This is a genomic window from Agathobaculum sp. Marseille-P7918 (genome assembly GCF_964248325.1).
In the GTDB taxonomy this organism is placed as follows: domain Bacteria; phylum Bacillota; class Clostridia; order Oscillospirales; family Butyricicoccaceae; genus Agathobaculum.
The window spans coordinates 18,877-43,092 of record NZ_CAXTXI010000007.1 but is presented as its reverse complement, the minus strand read 5'-3'; the positions used below and the strand labels follow the sequence as shown (position 1 = coordinate 43,092).

At 45.9% G+C, this 24,216-nt stretch carries 22 protein-coding genes and 1 pseudogene; 9 read left to right on the top strand and 14 right to left on the bottom strand.

Translation table 11 applies throughout. From position 1 onward, the window contains the following. The first annotated feature begins 253 nt into the window (after nt 1-253). Both ACESSO_RS10505 and ACESSO_RS10500 read left to right on the top strand, forming a co-directional pair. Nucleotides 254-1,018, top strand: coding sequence for a hypothetical protein (locus tag ACESSO_RS10505; RefSeq protein WP_373165160.1), 765 nt, complete (start codon nt 254-256; stop codon nt 1,016-1,018). After that, entirely contained in the window at nt 1,012-1,314 is a 303-nt protein-coding gene (locus tag ACESSO_RS10500) for a PadR family transcriptional regulator (RefSeq protein ID WP_373165158.1), read from the top strand. Before ACESSO_RS10505 ends, ACESSO_RS10500 begins: the two co-directional genes overlap by 7 nt. A 133-nt stretch (nt 1,315-1,447) precedes the next feature. Here ACESSO_RS10500 and ACESSO_RS10495 read toward each other — a convergent pair whose 3' ends face one another. The 13 genes and pseudogenes from ACESSO_RS10495 to ACESSO_RS10435 form a co-directional block, all read right to left on the bottom strand. Beyond that, complete coding sequence (locus tag ACESSO_RS10495; RefSeq protein ID WP_373165156.1) at nt 1,448-2,695, bottom strand: hypothetical protein; 1,248 nt, start codon at nt 2,693-2,695, stop codon at nt 1,448-1,450. A gap of 88 nt (nt 2,696-2,783) precedes the next feature. Further along, nucleotides 2,784-5,324 carry an S-layer homology domain-containing protein gene (locus ACESSO_RS10490; protein WP_373165155.1) on the bottom strand — a complete coding sequence of 847 codons (2,541 nt, stop codon included), beginning with the start codon at nt 5,322-5,324 and terminating at the stop codon, nt 2,784-2,786. A 91-nt stretch (nt 5,325-5,415) separates the two neighbouring features. Then, nucleotides 5,416-9,414, bottom strand: a complete 3,999-nt coding sequence (locus tag ACESSO_RS10485) for a S8 family serine peptidase (RefSeq protein WP_373165154.1) — start codon at nt 9,412-9,414, stop codon at nt 5,416-5,418. A 351-nt stretch (nt 9,415-9,765) separates the two neighbouring features. After that, nucleotides 9,766-10,356, bottom strand: a complete 591-nt coding sequence (locus ACESSO_RS10480; RefSeq protein ID WP_373165152.1) for a zinc-ribbon domain-containing protein — start codon at nt 10,354-10,356, stop codon at nt 9,766-9,768. Between the two features lie 36 nt (nt 10,357-10,392). Beyond that, nucleotides 10,393-11,043 (bottom strand): zinc-ribbon domain-containing protein, encoded by a 651-nt coding sequence (locus ACESSO_RS10475; protein WP_373165151.1) that lies wholly within the window; start codon nt 11,041-11,043, stop codon nt 10,393-10,395. 94 nt (nt 11,044-11,137) lie between these two features. Next, complete coding sequence (locus ACESSO_RS10470) at nt 11,138-12,040, bottom strand: hypothetical protein (RefSeq protein ID WP_373165346.1); 903 nt, start codon at nt 12,038-12,040, stop codon at nt 11,138-11,140. 3 nt (nt 12,041-12,043) lie between these two features. Next, nucleotides 12,044-12,109 (bottom strand): annotated as a pseudogene (locus ACESSO_RS10465) (zinc-ribbon domain-containing protein); the annotation flags it as partial. Between the two features lie 137 nt (nt 12,110-12,246). Beyond that, complete coding sequence (locus ACESSO_RS10460) at nt 12,247-12,555, bottom strand: hypothetical protein (RefSeq protein WP_373165149.1); 309 nt, start codon at nt 12,553-12,555, stop codon at nt 12,247-12,249. A 149-nt stretch (nt 12,556-12,704) separates the two neighbouring features. Next, nucleotides 12,705-13,334 (bottom strand): zinc-ribbon domain-containing protein, encoded by a 630-nt coding sequence (locus tag ACESSO_RS10455; RefSeq protein ID WP_373165148.1) that lies wholly within the window; start codon nt 13,332-13,334, stop codon nt 12,705-12,707. Nucleotides 13,335-13,380: 46 nt separating this feature from the next. Further along, a complete protein-coding gene (locus tag ACESSO_RS10450) occupies nt 13,381-14,016 on the bottom strand; it encodes a zinc ribbon domain-containing protein (RefSeq protein ID WP_373165146.1) in 636 nt (211 codons plus the stop codon). Nucleotides 14,017-14,068: 52 nt separating this feature from the next. Next, a complete protein-coding gene (locus tag ACESSO_RS10445; protein WP_373165144.1) occupies nt 14,069-14,977 on the bottom strand; it encodes a serine hydrolase in 909 nt (302 codons plus the stop codon). Continuing rightward, the gene (locus tag ACESSO_RS10440; RefSeq protein WP_373165340.1) at nt 14,961-15,770 is read right to left on the bottom strand and encodes an N-acetylmuramoyl-L-alanine amidase; all 810 of its coding nucleotides are present in this window, start codon (nt 15,768-15,770) and stop codon (nt 14,961-14,963) included. Before ACESSO_RS10440 ends, ACESSO_RS10445 begins: the two co-directional genes overlap by 17 nt. Then, entirely contained in the window at nt 15,748-16,839 is a 1,092-nt protein-coding gene (locus ACESSO_RS10435) for a YARHG domain-containing protein (protein WP_373165143.1), read from the bottom strand. The genes ACESSO_RS10440 and ACESSO_RS10435 overlap by 23 nt, the downstream gene beginning before the upstream one ends. A gap of 157 nt (nt 16,840-16,996) precedes the next feature. Here ACESSO_RS10435 and ACESSO_RS10430 point away from each other — a divergent pair, with 157 nt between their 5' ends. From ACESSO_RS10430 to ACESSO_RS10400, 7 genes are all read left to right on the top strand, one after another. Next, complete coding sequence (locus tag ACESSO_RS10430) at nt 16,997-17,698, top strand: LytR/AlgR family response regulator transcription factor (protein WP_373165141.1); 702 nt, start codon at nt 16,997-16,999, stop codon at nt 17,696-17,698. Between the two features lie 2 nt (nt 17,699-17,700). Then, nucleotides 17,701-18,990, top strand: coding sequence for a sensor histidine kinase (locus ACESSO_RS10425; RefSeq protein WP_373165140.1), 1,290 nt, complete (start codon nt 17,701-17,703; stop codon nt 18,988-18,990). A 64-nt stretch (nt 18,991-19,054) separates the two neighbouring features. After that, nucleotides 19,055-19,213, top strand: coding sequence for a hypothetical protein (locus ACESSO_RS10420; RefSeq protein WP_373165138.1), 159 nt, complete (start codon nt 19,055-19,057; stop codon nt 19,211-19,213). Beyond that, complete coding sequence (locus ACESSO_RS10415; protein WP_373165137.1) at nt 19,206-20,159, top strand: hypothetical protein; 954 nt, start codon at nt 19,206-19,208, stop codon at nt 20,157-20,159. Before ACESSO_RS10420 ends, ACESSO_RS10415 begins: the two co-directional genes overlap by 8 nt. A gap of 144 nt (nt 20,160-20,303) precedes the next feature. Next, nucleotides 20,304-20,753, top strand: a complete 450-nt coding sequence (locus tag ACESSO_RS10410) for a hypothetical protein (protein WP_373165136.1) — start codon at nt 20,304-20,306, stop codon at nt 20,751-20,753. A 188-nt stretch (nt 20,754-20,941) separates the two neighbouring features. Continuing rightward, nucleotides 20,942-22,237: a hypothetical protein gene (locus ACESSO_RS10405; protein ID WP_373165134.1), complete on the top strand. Its 1,296-nt coding sequence runs from the start codon at nt 20,942-20,944 to the stop codon at nt 22,235-22,237. 124 nt (nt 22,238-22,361) lie between these two features. Further along, complete coding sequence (locus ACESSO_RS10400; RefSeq protein ID WP_373165133.1) at nt 22,362-23,018, top strand: hypothetical protein; 657 nt, start codon at nt 22,362-22,364, stop codon at nt 23,016-23,018. A gap of 231 nt (nt 23,019-23,249) precedes the next feature. Here the strand turns inward: ACESSO_RS10400 and ACESSO_RS10395 are convergent, their stop codons facing one another. Further along, nucleotides 23,250-24,212 carry a DNA/RNA non-specific endonuclease gene (locus tag ACESSO_RS10395; RefSeq protein WP_373165131.1) on the bottom strand — a complete coding sequence of 321 codons (963 nt, stop codon included), beginning with the start codon at nt 24,210-24,212 and terminating at the stop codon, nt 23,250-23,252. Nucleotides 24,213-24,216: the final 4 nt, after the last annotated feature.

Below are 24,216 nucleotides of genomic sequence, written 5' to 3'. Positions count from 1 at the left end.
TGAAAGGCCACACTGTGCTCAAAAAAGCACAGTGTGGCCTTTTAAAATTCCAGCTGATGTGAAACAATTGCGCCGCGCTGTATTGCAGAGGTGGTATGAATATTTCTTCCTGCAAAAATCACCGCACTGACGGAATCCCCCATGAATATACGCGAATGATACATTGACATTATATTCTTGTTCATGCTATACTATTTTCATAACTACTATATTATTTACAATAGATATTTTTATAGTAGAAAGGAGGAATCCTGTGGATAAGCAAACGTATCTGAAAAAGTTTTCCCGCATTGTACGCTGGAAACTGCCAAAACCCGAAGCGGATGCAGTACTCGCAGATTATAATGAGATGTTTTCTGAGTATTCCGGGGGAAACGAAGAGATTCCCATACAGGAATTTGGCAAACCGGCACAAGCCGCCCGGTTCCTATCCGAACCAAAGGCTTATCATCGTTGGTTAGTGTTATTTTGTACCTTGTCGTTTTGTTTACTATTGTCAGAATTCTTTCTTTTAAGAGCAAAATTCAACCATTATCCCACGGTACGGATGTACATACTTTTGATTTTGGGATGCGCAGGGTCACTCATCTGGTTTCGCCCCCAACAGGGAGAGAAGCAAAAATCGCCCTTGCCGCAAAGGCTATTGCCCATGCTGCTGGTCTTGTTGGCTCTGGTGATTGCTGTTGCTGCAATTATGGCAGGCCTCAGCCTAAAAGTTTGGGCGTTTATTCCTCCCGGAATGTATGGTAGAGTAACTTATTGGGCGCTGCTGCTGGCCGGCACGGTTGCGACAATCTTTGGATTGTTCGGTCTTGTAAATGCCAGATTGTCCGACCGTCGTTGGTGTTCTCTGTATATAATGGGTTTAACCATATTGGCAGAATGCGTTCTTGTGCTCGCGCTTTTGGTAAATATGTCTTTAGACACTGCATCTGCCGGTTGGTGGGTGCCTTATGTGACGAACTTAGGTGTTATGGGAATCGCTGGTCTCATTGGCGTGGGGATATCCTTATGTTGAAGAAAGACCTTATCGAGTTGTGTCTGCTCCATATTCTGTCTTCCGAAGATTTATATGGCTATGAAATCTTGCGCCGCATCCACGAGAGTTTCCCCGGTACACAAGAGAGTGCCATTTATGCTTTGCTCCGCGGATTATGCAAAGAAGGCTGTACCGAACAATACAACGGAGCGACCTCAGGCGGACCGACTCGAAAATACTATCGCATTACAAGAGAAGGCATAGAAAAACGGGATGCTTTGCTTGATGAATGGCGTCGCCTCCGAGATACGCTTTCTGCATTGGGCGTGGAATAATCCTTACGGTTCCTTAGAAAAGGCCAGTTCCATTTTCAATACAAAAACCCGCCAAATTGGCGGGTTTTTGTACATCTTTATTTTTATTGCATAAGCCGTAAATATCCCTTAACAATGTTGAAAAATAAATAGCTTATAAGGCTTGCAGTTGGAGCAAAAGCACCGTTTCTTTTACTGATGGTGTATTTTCATAGTGCAAAGTATTAAATTTCTGCATCGGAGGATCGATTGCATATGTCTTCAGATTTGATTTGATAGATTCCAACCGATTGTCCAGTGCGTTGGCCTGCTCTTGATTTCCGCTCAGCACGGTTTTTCCCATGAATTGATAAGTTGCTCCAGTCATATTGTCCTGCATGGTAAACAGTTCGCCAATCGGATTGGTCATCCATTTTATCGTACAATCAACGCTAAGAGCATCAACCCATTTACCATTCTGCACGGTTTGCAATTTCTCTGCCCAGTGCCGGTCTCCAGAATTGGCTTGTATCAGTGCCCAGTCACCGATACTGCTGGTATAGCTGTAAATTTTTCCATTTTCTTCGTACAGTTCAATCGACCCATAAGAAAAGTAAGTCGGATCGCCATTTCCACTAAACAAATAAGCTGCTCGTTGATTTGTTATTTTTTCTGCCGTTGATCCGTTCCAATGATAAACAGATAGATAGCTATTCAAATTTCGACCTCTTTCATTGAGTTCATCATCCGCATAACCACACACCAGCTCCGGATTCCCATCAGAATCGAAGTCAACCAGCATTGCAGTCACCAAACCGCTTACCGCTTTTCCTCCACTGAGTTTTCTCATTTCACCATATTGAGCAGTTAATTTATCTATTACTGATAAATAAGCCTGCGCTCTTTTGCTTGCTTCGTTTTCCGCCGCGGTTTTTGTATAGGATTGGTCTGTTGAAATTTGCACCTGACCGGTTTGATTATCATATTCAACGCCAATATTAAAACGCTTTGCCATATCACGGAGCTTAAAATAGTTATTTCCTGCTATGCTGTAACCAGTAAATGCAATCTGCTCTCCATCCAAATAAATTGCACTTGTAGCCTCATACGCTTTCTGGCTTTGGATATTGCTGTTGGATAACTCACCCCCAACCATGGTATACGGCATTTCCGATGTCATGCGGATCGCTTGACTTGCGTTATCCCACTCGACCTGAAACTGTTTTTCTGTTCCGTTTACCAGTGCCGCAAAATCCCGAAGCTTGAAATAATTATTTCCCTGTATCATGTATGCAGAAACATTCTGTGCTTCACCATCTACTAAAATCGTATTTTGAGAAAGTTCGGCTGTTTCCGCTGCGCCTGCAAAAGAAATGAAGGTTAACAGACTGATTACCGCTGCAATAGATATTTTTCTCCACATAATATTCTCCTCTGCACAATGCCATCTTGAAAAAGATACCTTGATACTGTTACTATAATTTACTTTGTTGACAATTGCAAATACTTTTTCAGGTATTCAGTTGTTTCAGTATGTCTGCATATGTTTGTCCCTCTTGGCTGTCATAAAGAGCGACCGCGCGACTTGTTTCAAAAGCATTCCGGAGATTTTTCTCATAATCTTGCTTTGCTACGGCCTGACCGTTCCAAGTATAACGATATTCATTTTCCGGAACAGACGCTCCGCTGTCATCTACTATCTGAAAATCCCCGCGAACCACTGTCTGGAAGCTGCCTTCTTCCAAGCGGTAAACTGCATCGTAAAAATATCCCATATGCCCTCCAGAGGCTAAAAACAGTCCCTCTCCGGGCAAATATGAAATTCCGGCAACATAGCTATTCAACTCCTGTACTTTTCCATTGGAAAATGTACACAGCCGATTCCCCGCGTAGGTGAACATATAGTCAATCCAAAGTTCCGGGGTGTTGTCTCCGTTGGCATCAAACAAGAAATAGCGTGCCTCATCCATAAGACTCGTTGTGCTGCCATTACCAGCGGTTTTCTCGATATCCTGCACAATATAGTCCCGATAAGCCTGTTTCCATCCCATATCCGTTGCTTGCTGATCGGTTTTCGTGACTGTAAAAGGAGTAGGTGAATCCCCTGATAAAACCTCACCGCGCAAAGTGCCCTCCAGATCCAATAAACTATAACCGGACGGATGCTCAATCCATTGATCCGCATCAAAACGGAAAGTACCTCTATCCGTCAGCGAAACATCCATGGTATAGGATCCTTCCTTGGCGTTTGTATGACCAGGCAGATTATAAAAATCAAACAGCGCACGGTAGTTTCCGCTTTCTTCATAGATGGTTAAGGTCAATCCGGTTTCTCCTTGCGTGGCATAATAGGAGCCTTCATAAGTACCTGCCAAATCCGCCAGCGCTGCCACGCTGTGATCTCCCAAACGATAATTTTGTGCTTTGTTTCCGCCAAAAATTACAACACGCGCGCCCAAATAACTATCATGATCCCCGAATTTCTCCTGTGCGTAGCTTAATGCTTCACTTAAGGTATAATACTGATTTGTTTTCGCATTGACTTTGGTCATGCAGGACATGATCTCCCGCTGCATAGCCTGTGTATAGTCTGTTAAAACGGTATCCGAATTGGCTACAACCGCAGTAGCGCCTTTGTTTAAAAACGCATTGGCCAATACAGAATCCTTTCCTGTTGCGCAAGCGCCAAGATATATCAATGATCCATTCAGGCTCGATACATATTTTTCTATGTACTTACTGCCGATGGCAATCCGGTCTTCCATATTGGTGCAAATGATTCTTCCGGACAGATAATCCGCAGTATGTTCCATATTTTGCAGATAGTAAATCGGATTTAGAAGAAATGCTTCTTCATCCAGCTGCTCTCCCAGCGCGATCAATGCGTGCGTTTTGCTGGTAAAATCACCGTGACCATCCCACAAAATTATCTGATTTTCCGACATGCTTTCTATACTGTCCAAAGTCACTGCGGCATCATCATAGTTTTTTGTGAAGGAATAATTATCAAAGGCAGCTGCAATTTCTTTTGCCACGCCGTCTGTTGCAGCCTCTCCGTTCACATCCTGATTTTTTCCTGGTCTTTCCGTTTCCCACCAGCGGCTAAACGGTTCATAGGTCAGTATAGACAGATGTACTCCCTGACCGATACTACTGGTGTTTTCCAGCGGAGCTAAGTACACATATTGGATTCCGCTGGCTAACTGTATCCATATGGTCTGCTCCTCTCTTTCATAATCAGAAATGGTACCGAGAGCTTGTTGATGCTTCACCTCAGCCTCAACAGCATCCAGCAGCTCATCAATATCGGAAATAGAAACATATCCTTCGCTGTTCAGATAGGGCTGTCCTGCCTGCTCTATTTCATCTGTTGTGGAGAAATATTCCATTAGGCTTTTTGTAGTAAGCTCAGAACCTGACTTCTGTTCCACAGCTCTGTCCAGACGCATGAACATCGTGGCTGCTTCGGCGCGATTTGCGGTTTCCTGCGGCTGGAAAGAACCGTCCTCATAGCCCGTGAGGATGCCTGTCCGGCGCATCAGTTCCACGCCCTCTTGCGCCCAAGAGGAAATATACGCTTTATCCGTGAAAAATGCAGCTGGATTGCCGGCCTCCGGGAGAGAAAAACCCGCGCTGTTTACATACCGAGCGATCATAGCCGCCATTTGTTCTCGGGTGACGGCATCATCCGGAGAGAATTTCCCATCGCCTGTGCCGTCTGTTACCCCTGTCCGGGCTGCCCAAGCCACATAGGAGCTGTACCATTGTCCGGTCCGCACATCGCTGAACGAACTGCCGGGATAGGTATCCTGACCTACCCCAGCCATTCGGCCCAAAATCGTGACAAACATTGCGCGGGTGAGACTTCCGTCAGGACGGAACGCAGTATCGCTTTCCCCGTTCATCAATCCATTTTCATAGACGTATTCCACTGACTCTCTGGACCAGTGACTGGATGGAACGTCTGTAAAGGGGAAAGCGCCTGCTGCGCTCACTGTTCCATTGAATAAAGCCAGCATCAGGCATATAGACAACAAGATTTTTTGCTTCATGGTTTTCTCTCCTTTCTTTTCTTGTCATTGCTTACTGACCGACTGCATATGCATAAAAGAAAAAGGAAACAATTACGCAAGTTTCACAGTCTTACTGACGGTTCATCCTCTTTTTCGCCCGCCGTTTCAGCATAAATACGCCTATTCCCACCAGAATAACTGCAATAGCGGCAAGCACACCATAAATCACAAGCGTATAGTCCACGATTTCGCCTGTTTCGTTTGCCTTGGCACGGTATTTCAAATCATATTTTCCATCTCCATCCGCATCAACCTTGAGTTCGGTTGTATCCGTATTGGCCGCAACGGTATCAATGATGGTACTGCGATTGATTCTGATATCCTCAAAATTTCTCAAATCGCTGTAATCTCCATTTTCATCCATAAAACCGATGGTATAATTCATTTTTCCAAGGCCGGTTCCTTGAATACGGATATCATATTGCACTCCGTCTTTCAGTCGCAGCGTCTTGATTCGATTGTCCGAACCTTGTTGGGCATCCGCCTGCTCTTCCTGTTCTTCCTCGCTTTCTTCAAACGTCAGCGAACCGAATGCGGTCCTTGTCTGGAGGTTTTCTTCACTGGAATCCAAGGTTTCTCCCTGATAGCTGACCGATACATCCACCGGACAGGCAATACGGATATAAATATACTTTTGTCCGTTAATCTGGTCGGCAATATCTCCGAAGAAGAATACCAGATTGTCCGCATTTTCAACTTCATAATGGCAGCCATCACTTGCAATTTGCTCCATTAGGGCCTGTGCAGCAGATTTATCTCCCAGACTCTCGAAAAATCCCAAAGTATAAATCGTGATGTCTGATTGTTTGATTTGGTCTGCATAGGCAATCAATTCCTCGCCAACTTTGCCTTCGTTCGGTTCTCCATCACTCATCAGGACTATAATTTTTTGTTTGGCGTTGCTGCTGTTAAGCATGGACTGTGCTTTGGCCAATCCCGCTTCAATGTTTGTTCCACCTCCGGAAGAAATCTCCTCAACAATTCCCTGCAGGTGACTGTTCTCAACAGAAAAATCCGACACCATCTCTGCATCTGCCGCATACGTCACAATACCAATGCTGGCATCCTCTTCCAAAACCGTATCAATAAAACTGCTGGCAGCTTTCTTGGTTTCCTCGAGCGGCGTTCCTGCCATACTTCCGGATATGTCAAGCACGAGAACAATGTCGCGTTCCTCCGAAGTCGTGCGCCCTGCATTGTCGGCGTCCAACTGATATTCTCCCCATTCGCAGAGGAACGCTGTTGTGTCACTTTCCGCAGCGCCGGTGAAATTGCCGGTTTCCCAGGTGCCTCCATCCTGTTTATATGCGATTGGCGTCAGCTCCGATATCGCAGTATCCTGATATTTCGTACCCTCATATACCGAATCAATGCGAATGGTAAGGCGGTCTGTCTCGACAGGATTCTGGAGATATACTGTCTGCTTATCGTTGATATCCTGCAATATGCACTGCTCACTGGAACCGTCCGGATATTCTATCGTAATTGTTTCCGGCCTCGAATTTTTCCAATACAGGTCATTGTTTTTTTGGAATCCGGCATTGATTTCAAAACCGCTTAACAAATACGTCTGGTCAAAAATCAGGGAAATGGATTCACCGATACCCTGTCCATCCACACCATCTGCCCATGCAGTGCTGAAATCGCCATCCATTATCTGGTCAACGGAATAAGTGGTTGTTTCTTCCGTCAGCTCAGAGGACGACTGCGCACTTTTTACCATGTCCTTCGCACGCTCGGAATACAGTAAAGCATAGTTTCCACTTTTGCTATTGTCGGATTCCCAGTTTGTGTATTCCAGCTCCTCTCCGTTTGCCCATTTCCATCCGTCCTCCTGCTGACCGCCGGATAAACCAAAATACGCTTGGTCAAACCCTTTTTGATGGATATAAGAGTAAAGAAAATCGTTTTCCTCCTGCGAAGTGATCGTTGCCAGATAACCATTCTTTTCCTCGCAGTATTGCTGGGCCAATTCCCAGTTGGCTGCGGCAGAGGCCGGATAGGCATAATAGTAATGGCCGTTAAATTCAACCGCTTCATCCGGAACCTCGGATAACTCAAATTGTCCGGCTTCTATATTTTGCGGCGTATAATGCAGCGCCGCCTGAACAGCATTATTTGCATTGAGTAAGCCGTATTTTTCTTCTCCATATGAGCCAACAGCTGAATCACATAGTATTCTTTTGACATCTTCTCCCTTCAAATCGGGGTTCGCTGCAAAAACCAGCCCCGCGACACCGGCAACATGCGGCGCTGCCATAGAGGTTCCGCACATATATCCATAACCGTTTTTAAACGTACTGTGGATTGCAATCCCCGCCACAGCCTCTCCTTTTTCGTTATAGTTTCCTCCCGGCGCCAATATGTCTACGGCTTCACCACATTGGCTGTAATCAGCTATCGCATATCCATCATGTACTTCGGTTCCGCCAAAGAATAAAAATCCGCCCTCTTTGTGGCTGCCCAAATTTTCTACAGCGCCAACAATAAGAATTCTATTCCGTACTTTTTCATCGGTAATTGCACCTAAAATGTCATATTTCGCGTCCACATTTCCGCTTATCAATCGTTCTTCGATTTCAGCTTTCCTATCTTTGTAGCGCGAAAAGACTTTTTCATGATATGCAGTGCCTTCTCCCTTCAAATAGTCACAATACTCGCTGTAAGACAGATAATCGTAAGCATTGACAGAATCAGCCGTATCTTTTAGAAAATATTGATATCCGCCATCCGCATTTTGATTTCCTGCCGATTTACATATTACAAATTGGTGCCCACTGTCGATTAATAAGCGCAAACAATCCGCAATACCGCTTGCAAATTCGTCTAACTGCTTTTCTGCCGCACAGCATTCACGGGAGGCGTTAAATGTGAGCACATCGGCACCAAGGCTCATATTTACGACAGAGCAATCCTTCATGCCGATCAGGTAATACAAGGCTATCCGAATATTCTGAAGCGAACCCTTAACCGTTTCTCCAATGCCGTTGGAAGAAGCTCCATACAAATTTGTCTTTACTGAAATTCCCGCTATACCTTTCTTATTATCGAAAATAGCTGCAGCAGTGCCAGCCGTATGCGTTCCGTGACTGTATTTTTCCTTCCAGTTTGTTATGGCATTAACAGCCAACGTATTTCCCAGAGGCTGCTCCGAAAAATTCAAATCTTCATGAAAAACGTCAAACACATTATCAAATATTCCTATATTAACCGTGCCTAACTGGTCTTTATATTCCCATGCCTCCGGGACATCGATCGCCTCAACTCCCCAATTTTGACCTTCCGGAATATCACTCCATTGATTCTTCCATTTTTTATCGTTTGGTATATAATCTGCGTTTAAATCTATCACATAATTGGGTGTTGCGGACCGAACCCAATCAAGGCTCTCCAGATCATGCACCAAATCAGTCAACGCATTGTATGACATAGGCTGATCCAATAAGATCTGATACTCTCTCAGTTCGGGTATTTCACCTACAATTTCACCGCCTACAGAGGAAAGATATTTCTCCAAATCGGCTCGAAACTGTTCGTCGCGCAGCGTGACCAAAATCTCATTATTAACAAAAGTCATTCCTGCGTCCGTAACAACATTTTCTTTTGATGAATCATAAAATACAAATCCGCTTGTATCGGTTTCAGGAATATCCTTTTCTATATCCGCCGAAGTGTTTCCTGCGCCCATTTGATCGAATAAATCAGTAAATATTGGAATATTCACCATTCCACAATAGGCAAGTAGCCCTGTCGCACCAATAGCAAGAACCAGTAAAAGGACCAAAACCACCAATATCCTGCGCAAAGGTCCACCTATCCTGTGACTGTTTTCCTTCTGTACCGGCTTTACCTTTTTCTTTGTCTTTTTATCCGATTTTTTGTTTTCATCATCATGGTAAGTATCAGGCGGCGTACTGGAAGGCTCTTGCTGTTTCTGCTCCTGACTTCCATTTTCAGCTGAATCTTCAGCTGGCTTTTGCTGGCTATTTAATTTATCCGCATCGCAGTTCGGACATAATCCGGTTTTTTCATCCAGCTTCGAACCGCATTTTCCGCAAAACTTTCCCATATGCTCCCCCTTCTCATATTAAACAACACCCATTTTTACTTTTGCATTGCATCCATTCAAATACTTGACTAAGTGCTAAGAGGCAGTGGATAAACATACTCATCCGCTGCCCCTTTCTACTATCTCATCTTATTTCTATCAACCCACTGCAGAACAACACCTATGGCATGTATCATCATTTAGCGGTAACTTTCAAGACAAGAGAAATATTATGTCCAAAATACGGTATTCCATCGTTTCATATATCGCATACTGAACAAACTATAAGATTATTTTTATATTTTGCTTTGCATTTTGATATAGATGCCTTTTGTGTCGATTGCAGCCCTTGATAGCAGCCGCTGTTAAAGATTATAATTTTGCTCCGCACTCTGTACAAAAAGTTTCGTTGTTCTCTATTTTTGCACCACAGTTGGGACAAGTTCTTTCCGCGGCTTCAACCTGGTTTTCGTCTTGGTCTTCGTTCTGGGATGGCATTTGCTGATTCATTGGTTTACCGCATACCGTGCAAAATCGCATTCCTTTCTGTACCATAGCCCCACAGTTTGCGCACTTTTCCATATCTGTATGGTCAACAGCAACTGTATTTTTGGGGATCGATGCACCGCAAGAACTGCAAAATGCTGCACCGGAAGGCAGCTCCGCACCGCATTTCTCACAGCGGATTACACCTTTAATGTCCTGAATTCGCTGTCTGCGTTCTGAAATTTTATTTTCTGCGTCTAAAACCGAACCAATCATTCCGGCAAAATCACTTTCACAGCTTGCTGCATGTTTTGCTACATATAATTTTCCAATTTCGTAATACAGATTGTTTACTGTGCGCTGCAGATCGGAAATTTCCGAATTGATCTTTGCTATATCCGCAACATCTTTTGTCTTTTGTACAGCCGTTTGGCTGACTGAGGTCAGCTTTCTGCTTAAATCATTAAAGAACGCCATTTCTTATATTCTCCCCCATATTTATATATTTGCAAATTAGAGTAAACTGCCCAAACTATCCATATCCAAATACCACGACCGTCCCACCTTCACAACCGTCATTTCCATATCCTGTGTTCTTTCCTGTTCTCCAAATTTTATAGAAACAGTAACATCTACTGTTTTTGCAGCTTTCACTTTAACTGCGTATTCATTGTATACATTCTGAATATCCAGCAGTTCATCCCCAGTGATATCCGTATCCGACAAAACCTCACAGTCTAATTTCCAGTTTTCACCCATCATTGTATCAAGTGAAGATATTTGGCTTTGCAATTCGCTTTCGGCCTGATCAATAAACTCTTCCATATCCTGATCGCTGTATCCTTGCTGTTCCATGGCTTTTTCCATCATGCCCGGCGGTAAAAGATCAAGAATCGCATTAACATCTCCGTTCATGCTTGCATCAAAATATTTGTCAATGGTTTTCTCATAGCTTCTTCCTCCAAATAGCCAGAACCCGATCAATGCAACCACGACCACCACGGCAACAATTGAAAAGATTGCCTTAATGTTTGTCTGTTTTTGTCCTATCGTTATTTGTCCTAATCCATCAACTTTTTTCTCTGTTGTCGTGAGCGGAGCGCCGCACGCATGACAGAACGTCGCATTCTCTTCATTTTTTGCTCCACAATTTCCACAGAACATTTTTAAACCTCCCACCAAAACAAACCGTTTTTCTTTAAAACATTGATTATTGCTCTTGGATAAATATGAAAAATCATATTAAAGACAGTGATATTTATTGCTCTAATTTATGGGTCTGTACAAGGTCCAGATACTCTTGTCTGGATATGGGAATTGCTTCGCCGCTTCCCATACCGGATAATGCGGCAGACAGCGAAAAGATTTTCCAACCATCCTCATAATGATGCAGACGCATACTGCCGCAATAGTACTGATCATTTAGTGTATAAATGATATAATAATCGGCTATATCATCACACATATACTGTTCGCATAGCTTTGCAATATTTTGGCGATTGCTCTCATCATCCTGAGCCTCAGGATTCACATAAATCAATTCTACGAAGTTCAGTGTTGACAACTGCGACGGATCGAGTGCCGTGAAAAGGTCCGCATATGTAGCTGTACCTGAAGTATCATCGGTGGAAATTACCGCCATTTTCGAATCCGCTATATCCCGTAATTCAGCAAAATTACTGTCCCCCATCAAGAGATCGAATAGGAAGGAAATCATCTCCCTTTGCCCACAAGCTAATCGACCAACCATGTTTAACGGTATATATGATTCATACGATTCATGCTCCGTGGGAAGCCGCCCCCAATTGCTTGCATCTATTACCGAATAGATACCCGAACGCTCTATAGCAATAGCAACATTGCTTTGCGAGGCATTGACAATATCAAAATAGGTCAACGCTTTTTCAAAATCCTGCGTTTGGATAGCAGAGGTAAATGCCGCAGCAAGTTCCTCAGGTGTATCAAAACCTTCATCTTGAAAAGAGAAAATCACATTCACATCTTGATTTTGATTATCCAACAAATTTTTGATTCCCCAAAAACCTCCCACACCTATTGCTATGACGAGCAAAGCAACTATCACACAGGCAATTCCCTTTTTGTGATGCCTTTCTTTTTTCGGCTGGGTTGCCGTCGAATTGTCCCTTTGGCCTTGATCCAATGCGCTTCCGCAATATTCGCAGAACTTGGAATCAGGGGAGACTTCCTTACCGCATTTCCAGCAAAACATTATTTTATCCCCCAATCAAAAAACACTTATTTTTCTCAAAACACAAGTTCTCAGCTTGTGCGCGCAAAACACCTCTCAATCGGCATAATGTAACAGGCATCATCCAGAGAAATGATGCAATATCCTTACTCCTTATTTCATATTCTTGAAAAACCATTGATACCATTCCATCGCAGTATGTTGGCACAACATATTAAAAGAAAAATGAAATTGTCCTGCATTTCCCCCTCACGAATGAGCAAATCGCCTCTCTTCAAATGAAGACGCTTTGTATTATCAACAAAACGTTCTAGCAGTGTTTGCTCTGATAAATGTAATACATTTTTATAAGACATTTTAATAATCTTCTTCTCAAATCCCCCTATTTTTACATTTATTACAATAAGATTATATATCCAAAAGCGAAATGAAGCATTATCATATGTTAATTTCTTGCATTTTTTCAATCAATATCTTTTATATAATATTTCTGGAATGCCTTACATACATCTCCTTAACTTCATTCCATAAGAAATGGGATGGCTTAACGCCATCCCATTTCTGACATGCTTATTTATATCTGACAAATCGCCCTTGTATGTCCAAATGCCGTCCATTATAGCTTATGCCCGCATTCTGTGCAAAAGGCGCAGTCTGCCTCATTGGCAGCGCCGCAGGCCGGGCAGATTTTAGCAGTTGATTCTTCTGCAGCCGGCGTTTGCTCCATCGAAGGCGCCGATGCCTGCTCGTCAGCAGGTGCTTCCTGTACAGGCGGCACGGCGTCCCGCAGCATCGGTTTGCCGCATGCAGTGCAAAAGCGCACACCCTGAGGGATCATTGCGCCGCAGCTTGGACATTTCTCCAAATTTTGCGTATTGACCGATGCCGCACTTTTGGGTGTCGGTGCGCCACAGAAACTGCAAAATGCCGCACCGGCCGGAATATCCGCACCGCATTTCTCGCAACGAACCACACCTTTGATATCCTGAATTTTCTGCCTGCACTCGGCTATTTTTCTTTCCGACTCGATTACTGAACCAATCATGCCGGAAAAATCGCTTTCATAATCCGCCGCATGTTTTGCAACATACAGCTTGCCAATCTGATAGTACAGATTATTTGCCGTGCGTTCCAGCTCGGAAATCTCTGCATTGATTTTTGCAATATCCGCAACATCTTTCGTCTTTTGTACTGCCGACTGACTGACTGAAGTCAGTTTTCTTCCCAAATCGTCAAAAAAAGCCATTTCATTTATCCCCCTATATTTTTATCTATGATTTCTCTGCTGGTTATCAAAGCGAGTTTACATCTAAATACCAGGAACGACCGACTTTTATCACAGGAATTTCCAAATCCTGCGCTCCTGAAAAAATACTGGAATCAAGCGAAACATTTACATTTACAATTTTGGCCTTTTTCACCTTCACATTGTATTCGTCTTTATACTCTGTCTGCAATGTTTTCAATTGTTCTCCTGTGATATCGGTATCTCCGATGATATCAACATCCAAATCCATATCGCCTGTAATTACGCCGCCAAGTGCCAGCATACCCTTTAACTCATTCTCTGTCTGATTTACAAAGTTCTGCATATCCCCCTTATCATAGCCTCGTGACTCCATTGTGCTTTTAATCACATCGTTGGGTATCAGTTCAAACACACCCTGCACATCTCCATCCATGCAGGCTTCGAAAAACTTTTCCACGGTAGCCTTATAGCCTCTTCCGCCGAACAGCAGCCAGGCCACCAGTGCAATCACCACAACGGCGGCAACCACCGCGATGATTCCCTTTTTTCTGTCGGCCTGTCTTTGCGATATTGCCGCCGCCCCTGCGCTGGCCCCTGGCGCTGCTGTCAACGGTGAGCCGCACGCCTGGCAGAAGGCAGCCGTATCATCGTTTTTTGTTCCACAATTTCCACAATACATCTGTTTATCCTCCAATCTTTTTTCCAACCCTCAAATTCTGTCAAAACCCTCTTTATTGATCCGCCTGCAAACCGGAAAGATACTGGTAGACCTGCTGTGAAATCGCAACGATATGACTTCTTGCCGCGCTTGTATCCGCAATATCTTGCGACATTACACAAAGGATGTACGGAGAATCCCCGCTCCAGACAATCGCCGCATCATTTTCCACTGTATCCAGTTCTCCGGTTTTATTGGCGGTTTCAACCCCTTCCGGAACACCGGCAGGGATTTTTTCCGTCCTTGTCTGCTGCTTTAATGCATCCAGAATCGCATCGGCTCCCACTGTTTCACCGGACAACAGCGATTGCAGAAACGCACAGCAATCTTCCACCGATGTGAAGTTATCCGCATCCGCATGGAAATCCAGCATCAGACGCCCCATAGAAGTATCCTGATAGCCGTATTTCGTGCAATATGCATTGACCAGTTCCATACCCGCTTCGGCATTTCCGTTTCCAAGGCGCTTTACAAGCGTATTGGTCGCCTCATTGTCGCTTTCCGAGAGCATATGGAACAACAAATCCGCTGTTTCTCCGCTGCACTGTTCCCATGCCGCAACCGAATCCGGATTTTCTTCGACCGTTGCGGCTACAAATAGTTTAATCAAACTGGCAGACTGCATCGGCTTGCTGTTGACGGCATAGCACTGCTCGTCGTTTGCACGCTGCACTGCGACCGCCCATACGCCGCCTGTCTGTGCTGCATCATCGGCAAGGGATTGCAGCAAAGCGGTCAGCTCTTTGTCTTGGGATAACTGGGCAATTTCCTTTTCCGATGGGATGGCTTCAACAGGCGGGATGATATCCACAGTATCCACAGCAGAATCCGCATTTTTTTCGGCTGCATCCTCCGGCTGTGCGCATGCAGATAACAAAAGCAAGGTCAGCGCGCAGCATATCAGCCTATTCCACCGTTTCAAAATACGTTTTCACTCCCTCTGCAATCCCCTCCGCCATTGTCTGGCGAAACGCATCCTGCGCCATTGACAGGTCATCGTGCTCATTTGTCATAAATCCCATTTCCAGAATGACCACCGGCTGTGCGCTCCAGTTGATACCGGTCATTATATCATTATATTGAACACCCAGATTTTCTATCCCGGTTGCATCGCAATAGGATTGCAGAATCGTTTGCGCCAGATGGGTGCTTTTCTCCGATAAATTGCCGACATACACATTTTCTGCGGAAGGGACCAGCGCCAGCGCACCGCTTGCCTCAGGATTCTCACTGCCGTTGGCATGAATGCGTAAAAGTATATCCGCGCCGGCATCGTTTGCCATCGTCGCCCGTTCTGCATTGCTGATTGCGGTTTCATTGTCCTCCCGTGTGAGCAGGGTAGAGAAGCCTTGCTGCTTCAACAGCTCCCGCAGCCGTAACGAGATATCCAGATTCAGGTCATATTCATAGGTCCCGGAAAAGGTTCCCATTGTACCTGTAGTCGCTTTTGCTTTCATCACAGAAGATCCGGGTGCATTCGGTTCGGTTGCGCTCATATCGATCTCCCAGGATTGATGTCCGGGATCAATCGCAATCAGGAAATCCTTTTTATCCGGCTGTGCTTTTTCCTGCGGCTGCTCAACCGTTACCTCCGGAATGGTTTCCTGCTCGGCCGTCGGCTGCTGCTGTGCTCCGGTGCATCCGGTGAAAAACACCGTCACCAGAAGCGTCGCAATGCAAGTCCATCCCGCTTTACTGATCCAGTTGATATCCATTCGGCGCAATGCTGAACTCAACCTCCGCAAGAAATTCCGCATTCTTCTTCTCCACATCACTCAATACGCTTTCTTTAAAATTCGCCGCGTCTACGGTTCCGTGGTACCACGACTGCGCGTTAAAGTAATTTTGAAGCTCCTTGGATGCAAATTTTCTACCATGACGCGCATAGATTTCATTTTTGGCATAGTTGATTTGCTGCAAGCTCAGCCCTTCCACATCCTTCTGCGTCAGCAGACGGGAATCGCTTTCCGGCAGAATTTCTTCGGATACTGCTTCCTCTGCCTCGGTCACAATTGCGTTCCCGTTCGGATCGGTCATCCGATTCGCTTTCAAAATCAGCTGACTGCCGTCCAACTCCAATTCTCCCGTGACAAGAACTTTCTGCTCCAGCGGAAGCTCACTCCACAAGCTGCTATCCACACCATCATTCTGCAAATATGCGGAGCTTACGTCATTTAGTTTCACAAATTCACCGTCATCCTCTTTCAGCAAAATGGACATCGGTTCACTCCACTCCAAAAACAGCCGGTTATCTGTGGATACTTTCACCATACCCTGCAGAGAAACCTCGTCATCTGCGACCAAATCCGCATCACTGCTGTCAATCTGTTCGGAATCCACTTCTTTTATTTGTTTTGTTTCCTGCTCTACAGACGTATCCGATGTATTCGCCGCCGTCTTTTCATCCGTCGGTGCAGAAAATACCGTAAATTTCAGAGCAACAGCTACAATACCGGCACACAGCAGCACGGCCACAATAATAATAACCGGCAGGTACCCTTTCTTCTTGGGCGCCGGTTGCTGCGGCGCTGTTGTTTCCGCATGCACCGGCATGGGTGCAGCAGGAGCAGAGGGCTGCCCGGCTGTCTCTTTTTCCGGTTTTTGCTGCGGTTCAGACGTTATTTTCGCGCCGCAAGCAGTGCAAAATGCGGCGCCGGGCTTCAGCGGCGCACCACAGGACTTGCAAAATCGCTTCTCTTCTGTCGGCACATCCTGTTTTGCACCACAAGCCTGGCAAAACTTTGCACCATCCTTCATTTCTGCGCCGCACTGTACACATTTCATCTTACATCCCCCTATCATTGACAAAACCTACAGAATTCTGCTCGTCGATAATGATTAATTTCAATTTTAGTATAGCACTAAATCCAAAACTCGCAAGCAGAAAATGGAAAGCCACTGCATAGTGTGGTAAAATAACACACACAGGAGGAAATGAAACATGAATATTGCAATTTGTGAGGACGAAACCCATTTCGCCGCGCACTTGCAGGATATAGTGCAACAATATCTCGAGCAGAAGGCACGGAAGGCTGCCATTATACTGTATTTCAGCGGAGAGGAACTTTCATGCTCCGGCATTATTCCGGATATTATCTTGATGGACATTCAGCTTTCCGGGAAAAACGGAATGGACACGATGAAAAGGCTCCGGGAGGCTGGATGCAATAGTCAAGTCATCTTTATCACTGCATATCCGGAATATGTATTCCAAGCCTTCGATGTGGATGCAATACAGTATCTTGAAAAGCCTATCGACCAGAGCAAACTTTTTTCTGCCTTGGATAAGGCATGGAACCGGGCCGTTTCTGACGATGAAAAGACAATGATTCTCACGAAGAGAGCCAGTGTGTCCAAAGTAAGAATCAAAGATATTACGTATTGTGAAGTATTCAACCACCAGACCATCATTCATACTTTGTCCGACCGATACAGCTATTCCGGTACGCTGGATTCTTTAGAGCCGGCGCTGGACAAGCGCTTTTTCCGCTGTCATAGAAGTTATCTTGTAAATCTTGACTATGTTGTGGATAAGGAACCGGGGATAGCCTTGCTGGTTGGAGGAAGCAAGGTTTTCATTTCCCGCAGAAAACAACAGGAGTTCACTCTGCGGCTTTTGGAATCATGCAGGAGGTGGGAATAACCTTGCCGGTCACGTTGTACCTTTGGTGGATGGTATCAAATGGGATTGTTACATATTTTTCGATTGATTTTTTCCTCTCCATCACTCAGACAGACGGAAAAAAGCACATCCCTATCTTATTGGCCGTCACTATCGTTCTCACGGCTGCCGTCACCCGCTGGCAGATTCCCGGTACCTTTTGGCTGGAGATTCCCTTGTGGATGGTTTACGCCGTAGTTTTTATCAAAATCCGATGGACGGATTTGCTGGCACCGATGTCGATTTTGTTCACACTGCGCACCTTTGCAGAGGGATTCACAGCTGTGCTGACCGCATACGCCGCCGCCCACTGGAACCTGCCTTTCGATGGGACATTGGTGCAAATTGTTCTTTCTCTGTCTTTGGATATTCTGTTCCTGCTTTTGCTGGTGTGGATACAAAAGAGAGTTGCATTTTCGCTGCAAAACTCCATCTCTCCCTACCTGTATGCGCTGTTACTGCCCGGTGCGCTGATGGTGCTGACCATTCGGTATGGTCTGCGGCTGGACAGCCCGAGTTTTGCGCAGTACCTGTTCTCGTTTCGAAGAGATGGCAGCTTCACGGCACTGCTTCTGTTGTCCGGTGCAGCCGTTGTATTTTTCATCATGATTGAGATTGTTTGTAAGGTAATCCGGCTGACAGAGCAGGAAACCGCAGTGGCACTGCTCACACGTCAGCTGGCTGCACAGCAAACTTATCTGGAAGAAGCAAAAACACGCGATGCGCAATATTCCGCCTTTCAGCATGATATCAAAAACCATCTGCTGGTTTTATCCGGTCTGATACAGGAAGCAAAGTATGGGGCCGCAGAACAGTATGCCGTGGCCCTGCAAGCCGGTTGCAGCTCGCTTACGATTCCCGTTTCTACGGGTAATCTGATTTTGGATACCCTCCTCAAAGAAAAGTTGGGCCATGCCCGGTACTGTGAAATTCGGGTGGATTGCAGCGTGCAGATTCCCCCGCATTTTCACATAGAGGATCTGGATCTATGCGTTGTCTTTTCCAATATTCTGGACAATGCAATCACAGCGTGTATGCAGGTGGAGCAATCCAAACGAGTGCTGAGCATCACAACAAAGGTAAGAGCCAATTTTTTGGTCATTGAATCCACCAATTCTGTCGCCGTAAGCCGCCCCATTGAAAAGGGCATCGGTCTGCGAAACATTGAAGCCATTTCCCGAAAGTATCAGGGCATCACAGAAATTGAAAATACAGACGGAACCTTTCGGATCAGTGTGCTGCTCTGTACCCCAAAACAAGAATGCCATGCATGAGAACATAATTTTTGCACAAAACCGCCCTTTCACTGCGTTTGCCGGTGGAGGGCGGTTTTGGAATATGACCAAACTCCTGCCTGCCATTCAAACCAGTCATCATTCTTTCACGCATGCCAATGCCAGAGAAATAACAAAGAGAATAATAATTGACCAAATGGCCTTTTCGCGTGTATTTGTAGTGAATGGAGGTGAGGAGATGCAAGAAGGAGCTTATGGATAAAACTGATTTGAAGCAAGCCGTTTCTCACATTGTTATGCCGGACCACATGGCCCAACGCATCCGCAGCAATCTTCGGCAGACAGACACAGGTAAACGCACAGCATCCAAATGGTATCGCCGCACCCCGGTTGTGGCAGTTGTGTTGGCGATCTGCGTTCTGACCGTAAGCGCGGCAGCCACCTGTACCTACCTGTTCCACAACCCAACCATTCTGAAGGATCACGACGCGCTGAACGCTGTCATTGAGGAGAATAATAACACGGCCACAGGCCAACCGGAGGCTGTGGTGTATCAAGCGCCGAACTCCCGCTCCACCTTCTCCCTAGAACGGGTGATCGACGATTATACGTTCAAATCCCGTGGGTGGACGTCGGAGGAGACCATGTACGGCTCCATTCGTTCGGATGATGCATGGAGCTTCATGGAAGTAACGGATGCAGAAGGCCCTCTGCGTGCCCGCAGCATTTTCTCCGAAGCCGGCGCTGTCAAGGAAGAGTTTACAGCGGAGGACCCGGCCCTGCTGCAGGAGCGGATGCGCGGCGATCTTTCCATTGATTTTTCCGGTTTGAATACGGTCTTTGCATATATACCGGATGCCAATCTGCTCTACACCATCACAGACCGCAACGGCACGGATGCCGGGCTGTACTGCGACGCATTGTATGCCGGACCCACGGAGGGTTCCTATTTCACCATTGAATACACATACGAGCCGGATGCGGATAACCAAGCCTACGGCGCGCCCTATATCACGGAAAGCGACTATGACGAGGCCTATGCCTATACCAACGCCCACGGTGTGGAGTTTGTCATCACAACATACGGGGATTGCAGCTGGGCCGAGTGTACGACTGCGCATAGCACATTCTGTCTGTATGGCGGATATCTTTCTACAGAAACGATGGAAACCATTCTGGATTATATCGACATGGGCAATCCGTCCTGATGGATACCATTTACGCAAGGAAAGCGACCGTTTACGTGATTCATCTTTCCGTTCCTCAAAATGTTCCGATATGTTTTCTGTAGACTTTTGGGAAGGTTTTGCATGAAAAACAACAGATGAATCACAACATAAGGAGGGAATTGTATGTCTTTACAGATACGTTCAGGGTATATCAACCCATTGACTACAATGACCAGTCCGAAGCAAGGCCGCACATTCTTCGGAAATAATCGTCCTGCCGACAAGGAAGCAGATTTGCAAACCAAGCAGCAGCAGCTTCAGAATACCCTGCTGCTCATGAAGTCCACGGGTACCGACAGCGGGATATCCACTGCGGAGCAGCAGGAAAAACTGCAAGCTGACTTGGAAAAGGTATCGGAAGAACTCCAGGCCGTCAAAAATGATGTGCCGCAGGCAGAAATGCTTTCCTCAGTAGAAAAAGCACAGGGGACCTCCATAGCTTCCTCTGCCGCACAGCCCAGAATGGACACCTATGAGCAAAGCGCACAAAAAATAGCGTCGTCCGGCATCTATCAGGTGCATCAGGGGCAGAATTCCGGCTACCAGATTTCGTTTATCCCATACTCCGAGTAAATACATAAGAAATGTGACATTCCCAAAGTCTACATTTTTATTTGGCACGGCGGCATCTATATCCTAAATTTTACCTGATAGACACATCAGGACTCTTTACTTCCGCAAAAATCAACCGATAAATAAAATATATAGATAGTATGTAGAAATGTTCGCGTGTAAGACATTCGTATGGGGGGAAGAACAATATGTATATCGGCCAATTTGGTGCAAATCCGTGGTTGAAGAGCACTTGGCTTAACAATATCAGCATAAAACAGAATAACTCCGCTGTGTCCGCCGCTCTTTTGCAGGCGCAGACACAGTCCAAAGCGGCAAACCGGGATCGGGTGGAGCTGAGCGGCGCTTATCCGTATCTGCCCAACCGTCTGCAAGTGCTGGAAACGCCGGAAGCGACGCCAATCAACGCCAAGCTTGACTTGGCGGCCGATCTTCGCCCGGCTTCGGAGAAAGAATACACCGAAGAAGATGCCCTGATGAATCAATACATGAAGCAGTACCGTCTGGACTTCATCAAAATAGGGGACTCCTTTGAACTGGATCCCTCCAAGCCGGTGAAGCTGATGACAGAAGGTCAGGTCAGTCAGGAGAGCTTGGATGCGTTCCGTGCTCAGTTGGAGGCAAACGGACTGGGGGACGAAATCGACTGGCGCGGTGTGCAGGAAGATTTTATCCACATGGATATACGCTTTGACAACGCCGAAAGTTTTGAAACCAAGGCGGACTATCTGGCTTCTCGCTATGCGGTTTTGAAAGATCGTATCCAAACCCAGTACACCGGCGACAAGCTGGAACAGGAAATGCAGACGCTGGATGGTTTATACACCAAGGCCAAGGAAGAAATGGCGGATTCCTATGCCGCTAACATCGGCGGATTCTATGAAGAAATGGGACAGTCCGGTGTCTCTGCGGATATGCGGGAGAGCGTTCTGGCAGCCATCGACAGCAAAGCAGACGAATACAGTGCATATCTTGCGGAAAACGACATTTATGCGAACATCACCGATCCCAGCAAGCAGTGGCTCAAGCAGGATGACGGCTATATGGCGGCCAAACTGCGGGAAAGTGCCGGTGCATCGTCGGCGGATAAAGTAACCACCCAGACTGTCAGCGAACAAGCTCCATACAGCGACGATGATTTAGCATTTGCCGCTGTCTACGCTAAAGGACTTTCCGAGCAAATCAAAAATCCGGAGTGGGATACCTATGAAATCAAGGACAGTGATGCCGATTTGGGCAAATATCTTGCCCAACAGTATCAGTCCCTTTCGGACGAGATGAAGCAGGCAGGCATCAGTGATAAGATGTCGCAGGTATTACAAGATTCCTTTGAGCCGTTCATCGACAAGTTTCTGGATGCGCTGGATGCCAAAATAGACCATAACCGGGAACGGGTTGCCAACAAGCCCTGGCAGGCCGGTTTGATTCGAACGGAATATATCAACCGAAACGAAGTATATCGAGCATTTGCGATGTTTCAATAATATTGCAGTAACAAAGGAAAATTAGGATTTCTAAGTCAAAGAACCATTTTCCGTTTTGGCCTGAAAATCAACACATACAACAGTTTATATATTTCTTATACTTGACAAAAGGGAGAAGTTAAAAATGAGTATAGCAAATGTAACTGGAGTAAGTAATCTGGCTACCACCTTTGAAACACAGCAGACCAATGATACTGCTTCTTCAAATACAAAAGCAGAACAGCTTCAAAAGCAGTTAGAGCAAATAAAAAAGAATGATGATTTGCCGAATGACGAAAAAGAAACGCGTATTGCAAATATAGAAAAACAGCTTGCACAGATAGAACAACAAGAAGAAAAAGAAAGCAGCAAAGATTCTTCTTTCGAGATGAAAAAAAGATTCGATACATATGAAAAGCAAGCGCCGCAGCAATCAGCGGGTACGGGCATGTATAAAGTTTCTCATGATGAAAAGGGACAGCAAATCATTCAAGTAGACAAAAATCAAGAAGATATGCAGGACCAGCCCAAAACGGAGTCTCAAAATGAGGGGGAAAAGCCAGTCATTGTAAAGACGACGGGAAACACAGATAAAGTGGATAAAGAAATTGAAAAGTTAAAACAGACAAAAACGCAGCTGGAACAGAAGATTGCGGCAGCCAAAGATACAAGAGAAAAGGAATCATTAGAGAACCAGCTTGCACAAGTGGAAGCTGAACTGAAAATGAAAGATAATGACACATATCGCCGCCAGCATATGGAGATAACAGAGCAAAAAGTTGTTTCAAATGTTGGCGAATAAAAAGATTCGTTCCACTCATTGCAGGTCAACAGCCCTAAAATCGGCATTTTAGGAAAAATCCTGCCGCGCAGGATATGCTGGAGTTGATCAAGGAGACTGAAAAACAGTTTGTACAGGACGGCGCCAAAGAGTCGAAAAAGTTCGGTATTTTCTGGACAAAAACACACGTTAATCCGGCCGCAAGGTCGGATTTCTTTTATGGGATATCAGTCAAATGGGAGCTTTATTGCATCAAGGCATACATCTCTTGCACGGCGCATACCCCTGTTCGATCAGCGTTTCACGCGAGCCGCTATATTGCTCCCGGTTGGACGGCTTAATATCCTCGACGCTGGAGCAGCTCGGTCGATGGAACTTGCGCGTGTTGTGATTGAGCACATAGCTTGGCTCCTCCTCGGGCGGTGCTTGTATGGTCGGCTCAGGAGAGGGTGCGTCTGCCAATGCACTTGCCCCGGTGACATAGTCGATCTGCACGCCGGGCTGGACGTTGAAGGCATAAACGCAGAAGCAAATTCCCGTGCTGTTGTCCTCCACCGAATAGCCCTCCATCAGCACACCACTCGCCAGCAGATTTTCTCCCTTGAAAACCGGCGTCGCGCGATAGAGTACATGATTTCCCGTCTGCTGCACATAATCGGCTACCCGATTTTCAAACGGCAGCATCCCCTCGATATTCAGATACCGCGTGCCGGTGAGCAGATTGCGTTCATTTGCATTTTCGGCAGTCAGTTGATAGCCAATCAAATGGCAGCGATTATAGAGGTATTTTCCGTCCACGCAGTCGTATTTGACCAGATGCCAGCCGCTGGGTTTGACCTGTCCAATGCTGCCGCGATCCTCGGTCGGCATCAGATCCCGCCCCACACAGGCAAACGCAGCGCCGCAACGACCCAGATCATCCAGCGGACTGTATGTTTCAAAGGATTGGTCAGTTAGTTCCTCGTCTGTGAAAAAGGGAACATTGTTATGGATCTCGGTATAGGGCGCGCCTGCATACTGTGGGATTTCCCATTGCGGTTGTGGTTCTGCTTCGGGTAAGGTCGCTTGGAGCGCGTCGCCCGATGGCGTCTGCGCTGTTGTTCCGCTGACCGTGCTGGGACTGTTGTTTGCTTGCGTGAGATCTGCTTTGCATCCTGACAGGATCAGGAATATGCAAACCAGTAATACGCCCAAACGCTCGATTTTCGGCTTCATCCAA

Bases quoted from the DNA above. Each gene is read 5' to 3' on its own strand.
- ACESSO_RS10455 (WP_373165148.1), bottom strand. From the start codon at position 13,334: ATGGCTTTTTTTGACGATTTGGGAAGAAAACTGACTTCAGTCAGTCAG.
- ACESSO_RS10450 (WP_373165146.1), bottom strand. From the start codon at position 14,016: ATGTATTGTGGAAATTGTGGAACAAAAAACGATGATACGGCTGCCTTC.
- ACESSO_RS10440 (WP_373165340.1), bottom strand. From the start codon at position 15,770: ATGGATATCAACTGGATCAGTAAAGCGGGATGGACTTGCATTGCGACG.
- ACESSO_RS10415 (WP_373165137.1), top strand. From the start codon at position 19,206: ATGGATAAAACTGATTTGAAGCAAGCCGTTTCTCACATTGTTATGCCG.
- ACESSO_RS10420 (WP_373165138.1), top strand. From the start codon at position 19,055: ATGACCAAACTCCTGCCTGCCATTCAAACCAGTCATCATTCTTTCACG.
- ACESSO_RS10485 (WP_373165154.1), bottom strand. From the start codon at position 9,414: ATGGGAAAGTTTTGCGGAAAATGCGGTTCGAAGCTGGATGAAAAAACC.
- ACESSO_RS10430 (WP_373165141.1), top strand. From the start codon at position 16,997: ATGAATATTGCAATTTGTGAGGACGAAACCCATTTCGCCGCGCACTTG.
- ACESSO_RS10400 (WP_373165133.1), top strand. From the start codon at position 22,362: ATGAGTATAGCAAATGTAACTGGAGTAAGTAATCTGGCTACCACCTTT.
- ACESSO_RS10395 (WP_373165131.1), bottom strand. From the start codon at position 24,212: ATGAAGCCGAAAATCGAGCGTTTGGGCGTATTACTGGTTTGCATATTC.
- ACESSO_RS10490 (WP_373165155.1), bottom strand. From the start codon at position 5,324: ATGAAGCAAAAAATCTTGTTGTCTATATGCCTGATGCTGGCTTTATTC.
- ACESSO_RS10495 (WP_373165156.1), bottom strand. From the start codon at position 2,695: ATGTGGAGAAAAATATCTATTGCAGCGGTAATCAGTCTGTTAACCTTC.
- ACESSO_RS10475 (WP_373165151.1), bottom strand. From the start codon at position 11,043: ATGTTCTGTGGAAATTGTGGAGCAAAAAATGAAGAGAATGCGACGTTC.
- ACESSO_RS10405 (WP_373165134.1), top strand. From the start codon at position 20,942: ATGTATATCGGCCAATTTGGTGCAAATCCGTGGTTGAAGAGCACTTGG.
- ACESSO_RS10435 (WP_373165143.1), bottom strand. From the start codon at position 16,839: ATGAAATGTGTACAGTGCGGCGCAGAAATGAAGGATGGTGCAAAGTTT.
- ACESSO_RS10480 (WP_373165152.1), bottom strand. From the start codon at position 10,356: ATGGCGTTCTTTAATGATTTAAGCAGAAAGCTGACCTCAGTCAGCCAA.
- ACESSO_RS10410 (WP_373165136.1), top strand. From the start codon at position 20,304: ATGTCTTTACAGATACGTTCAGGGTATATCAACCCATTGACTACAATG.
- ACESSO_RS10500 (WP_373165158.1), top strand. From the start codon at position 1,012: ATGTTGAAGAAAGACCTTATCGAGTTGTGTCTGCTCCATATTCTGTCT.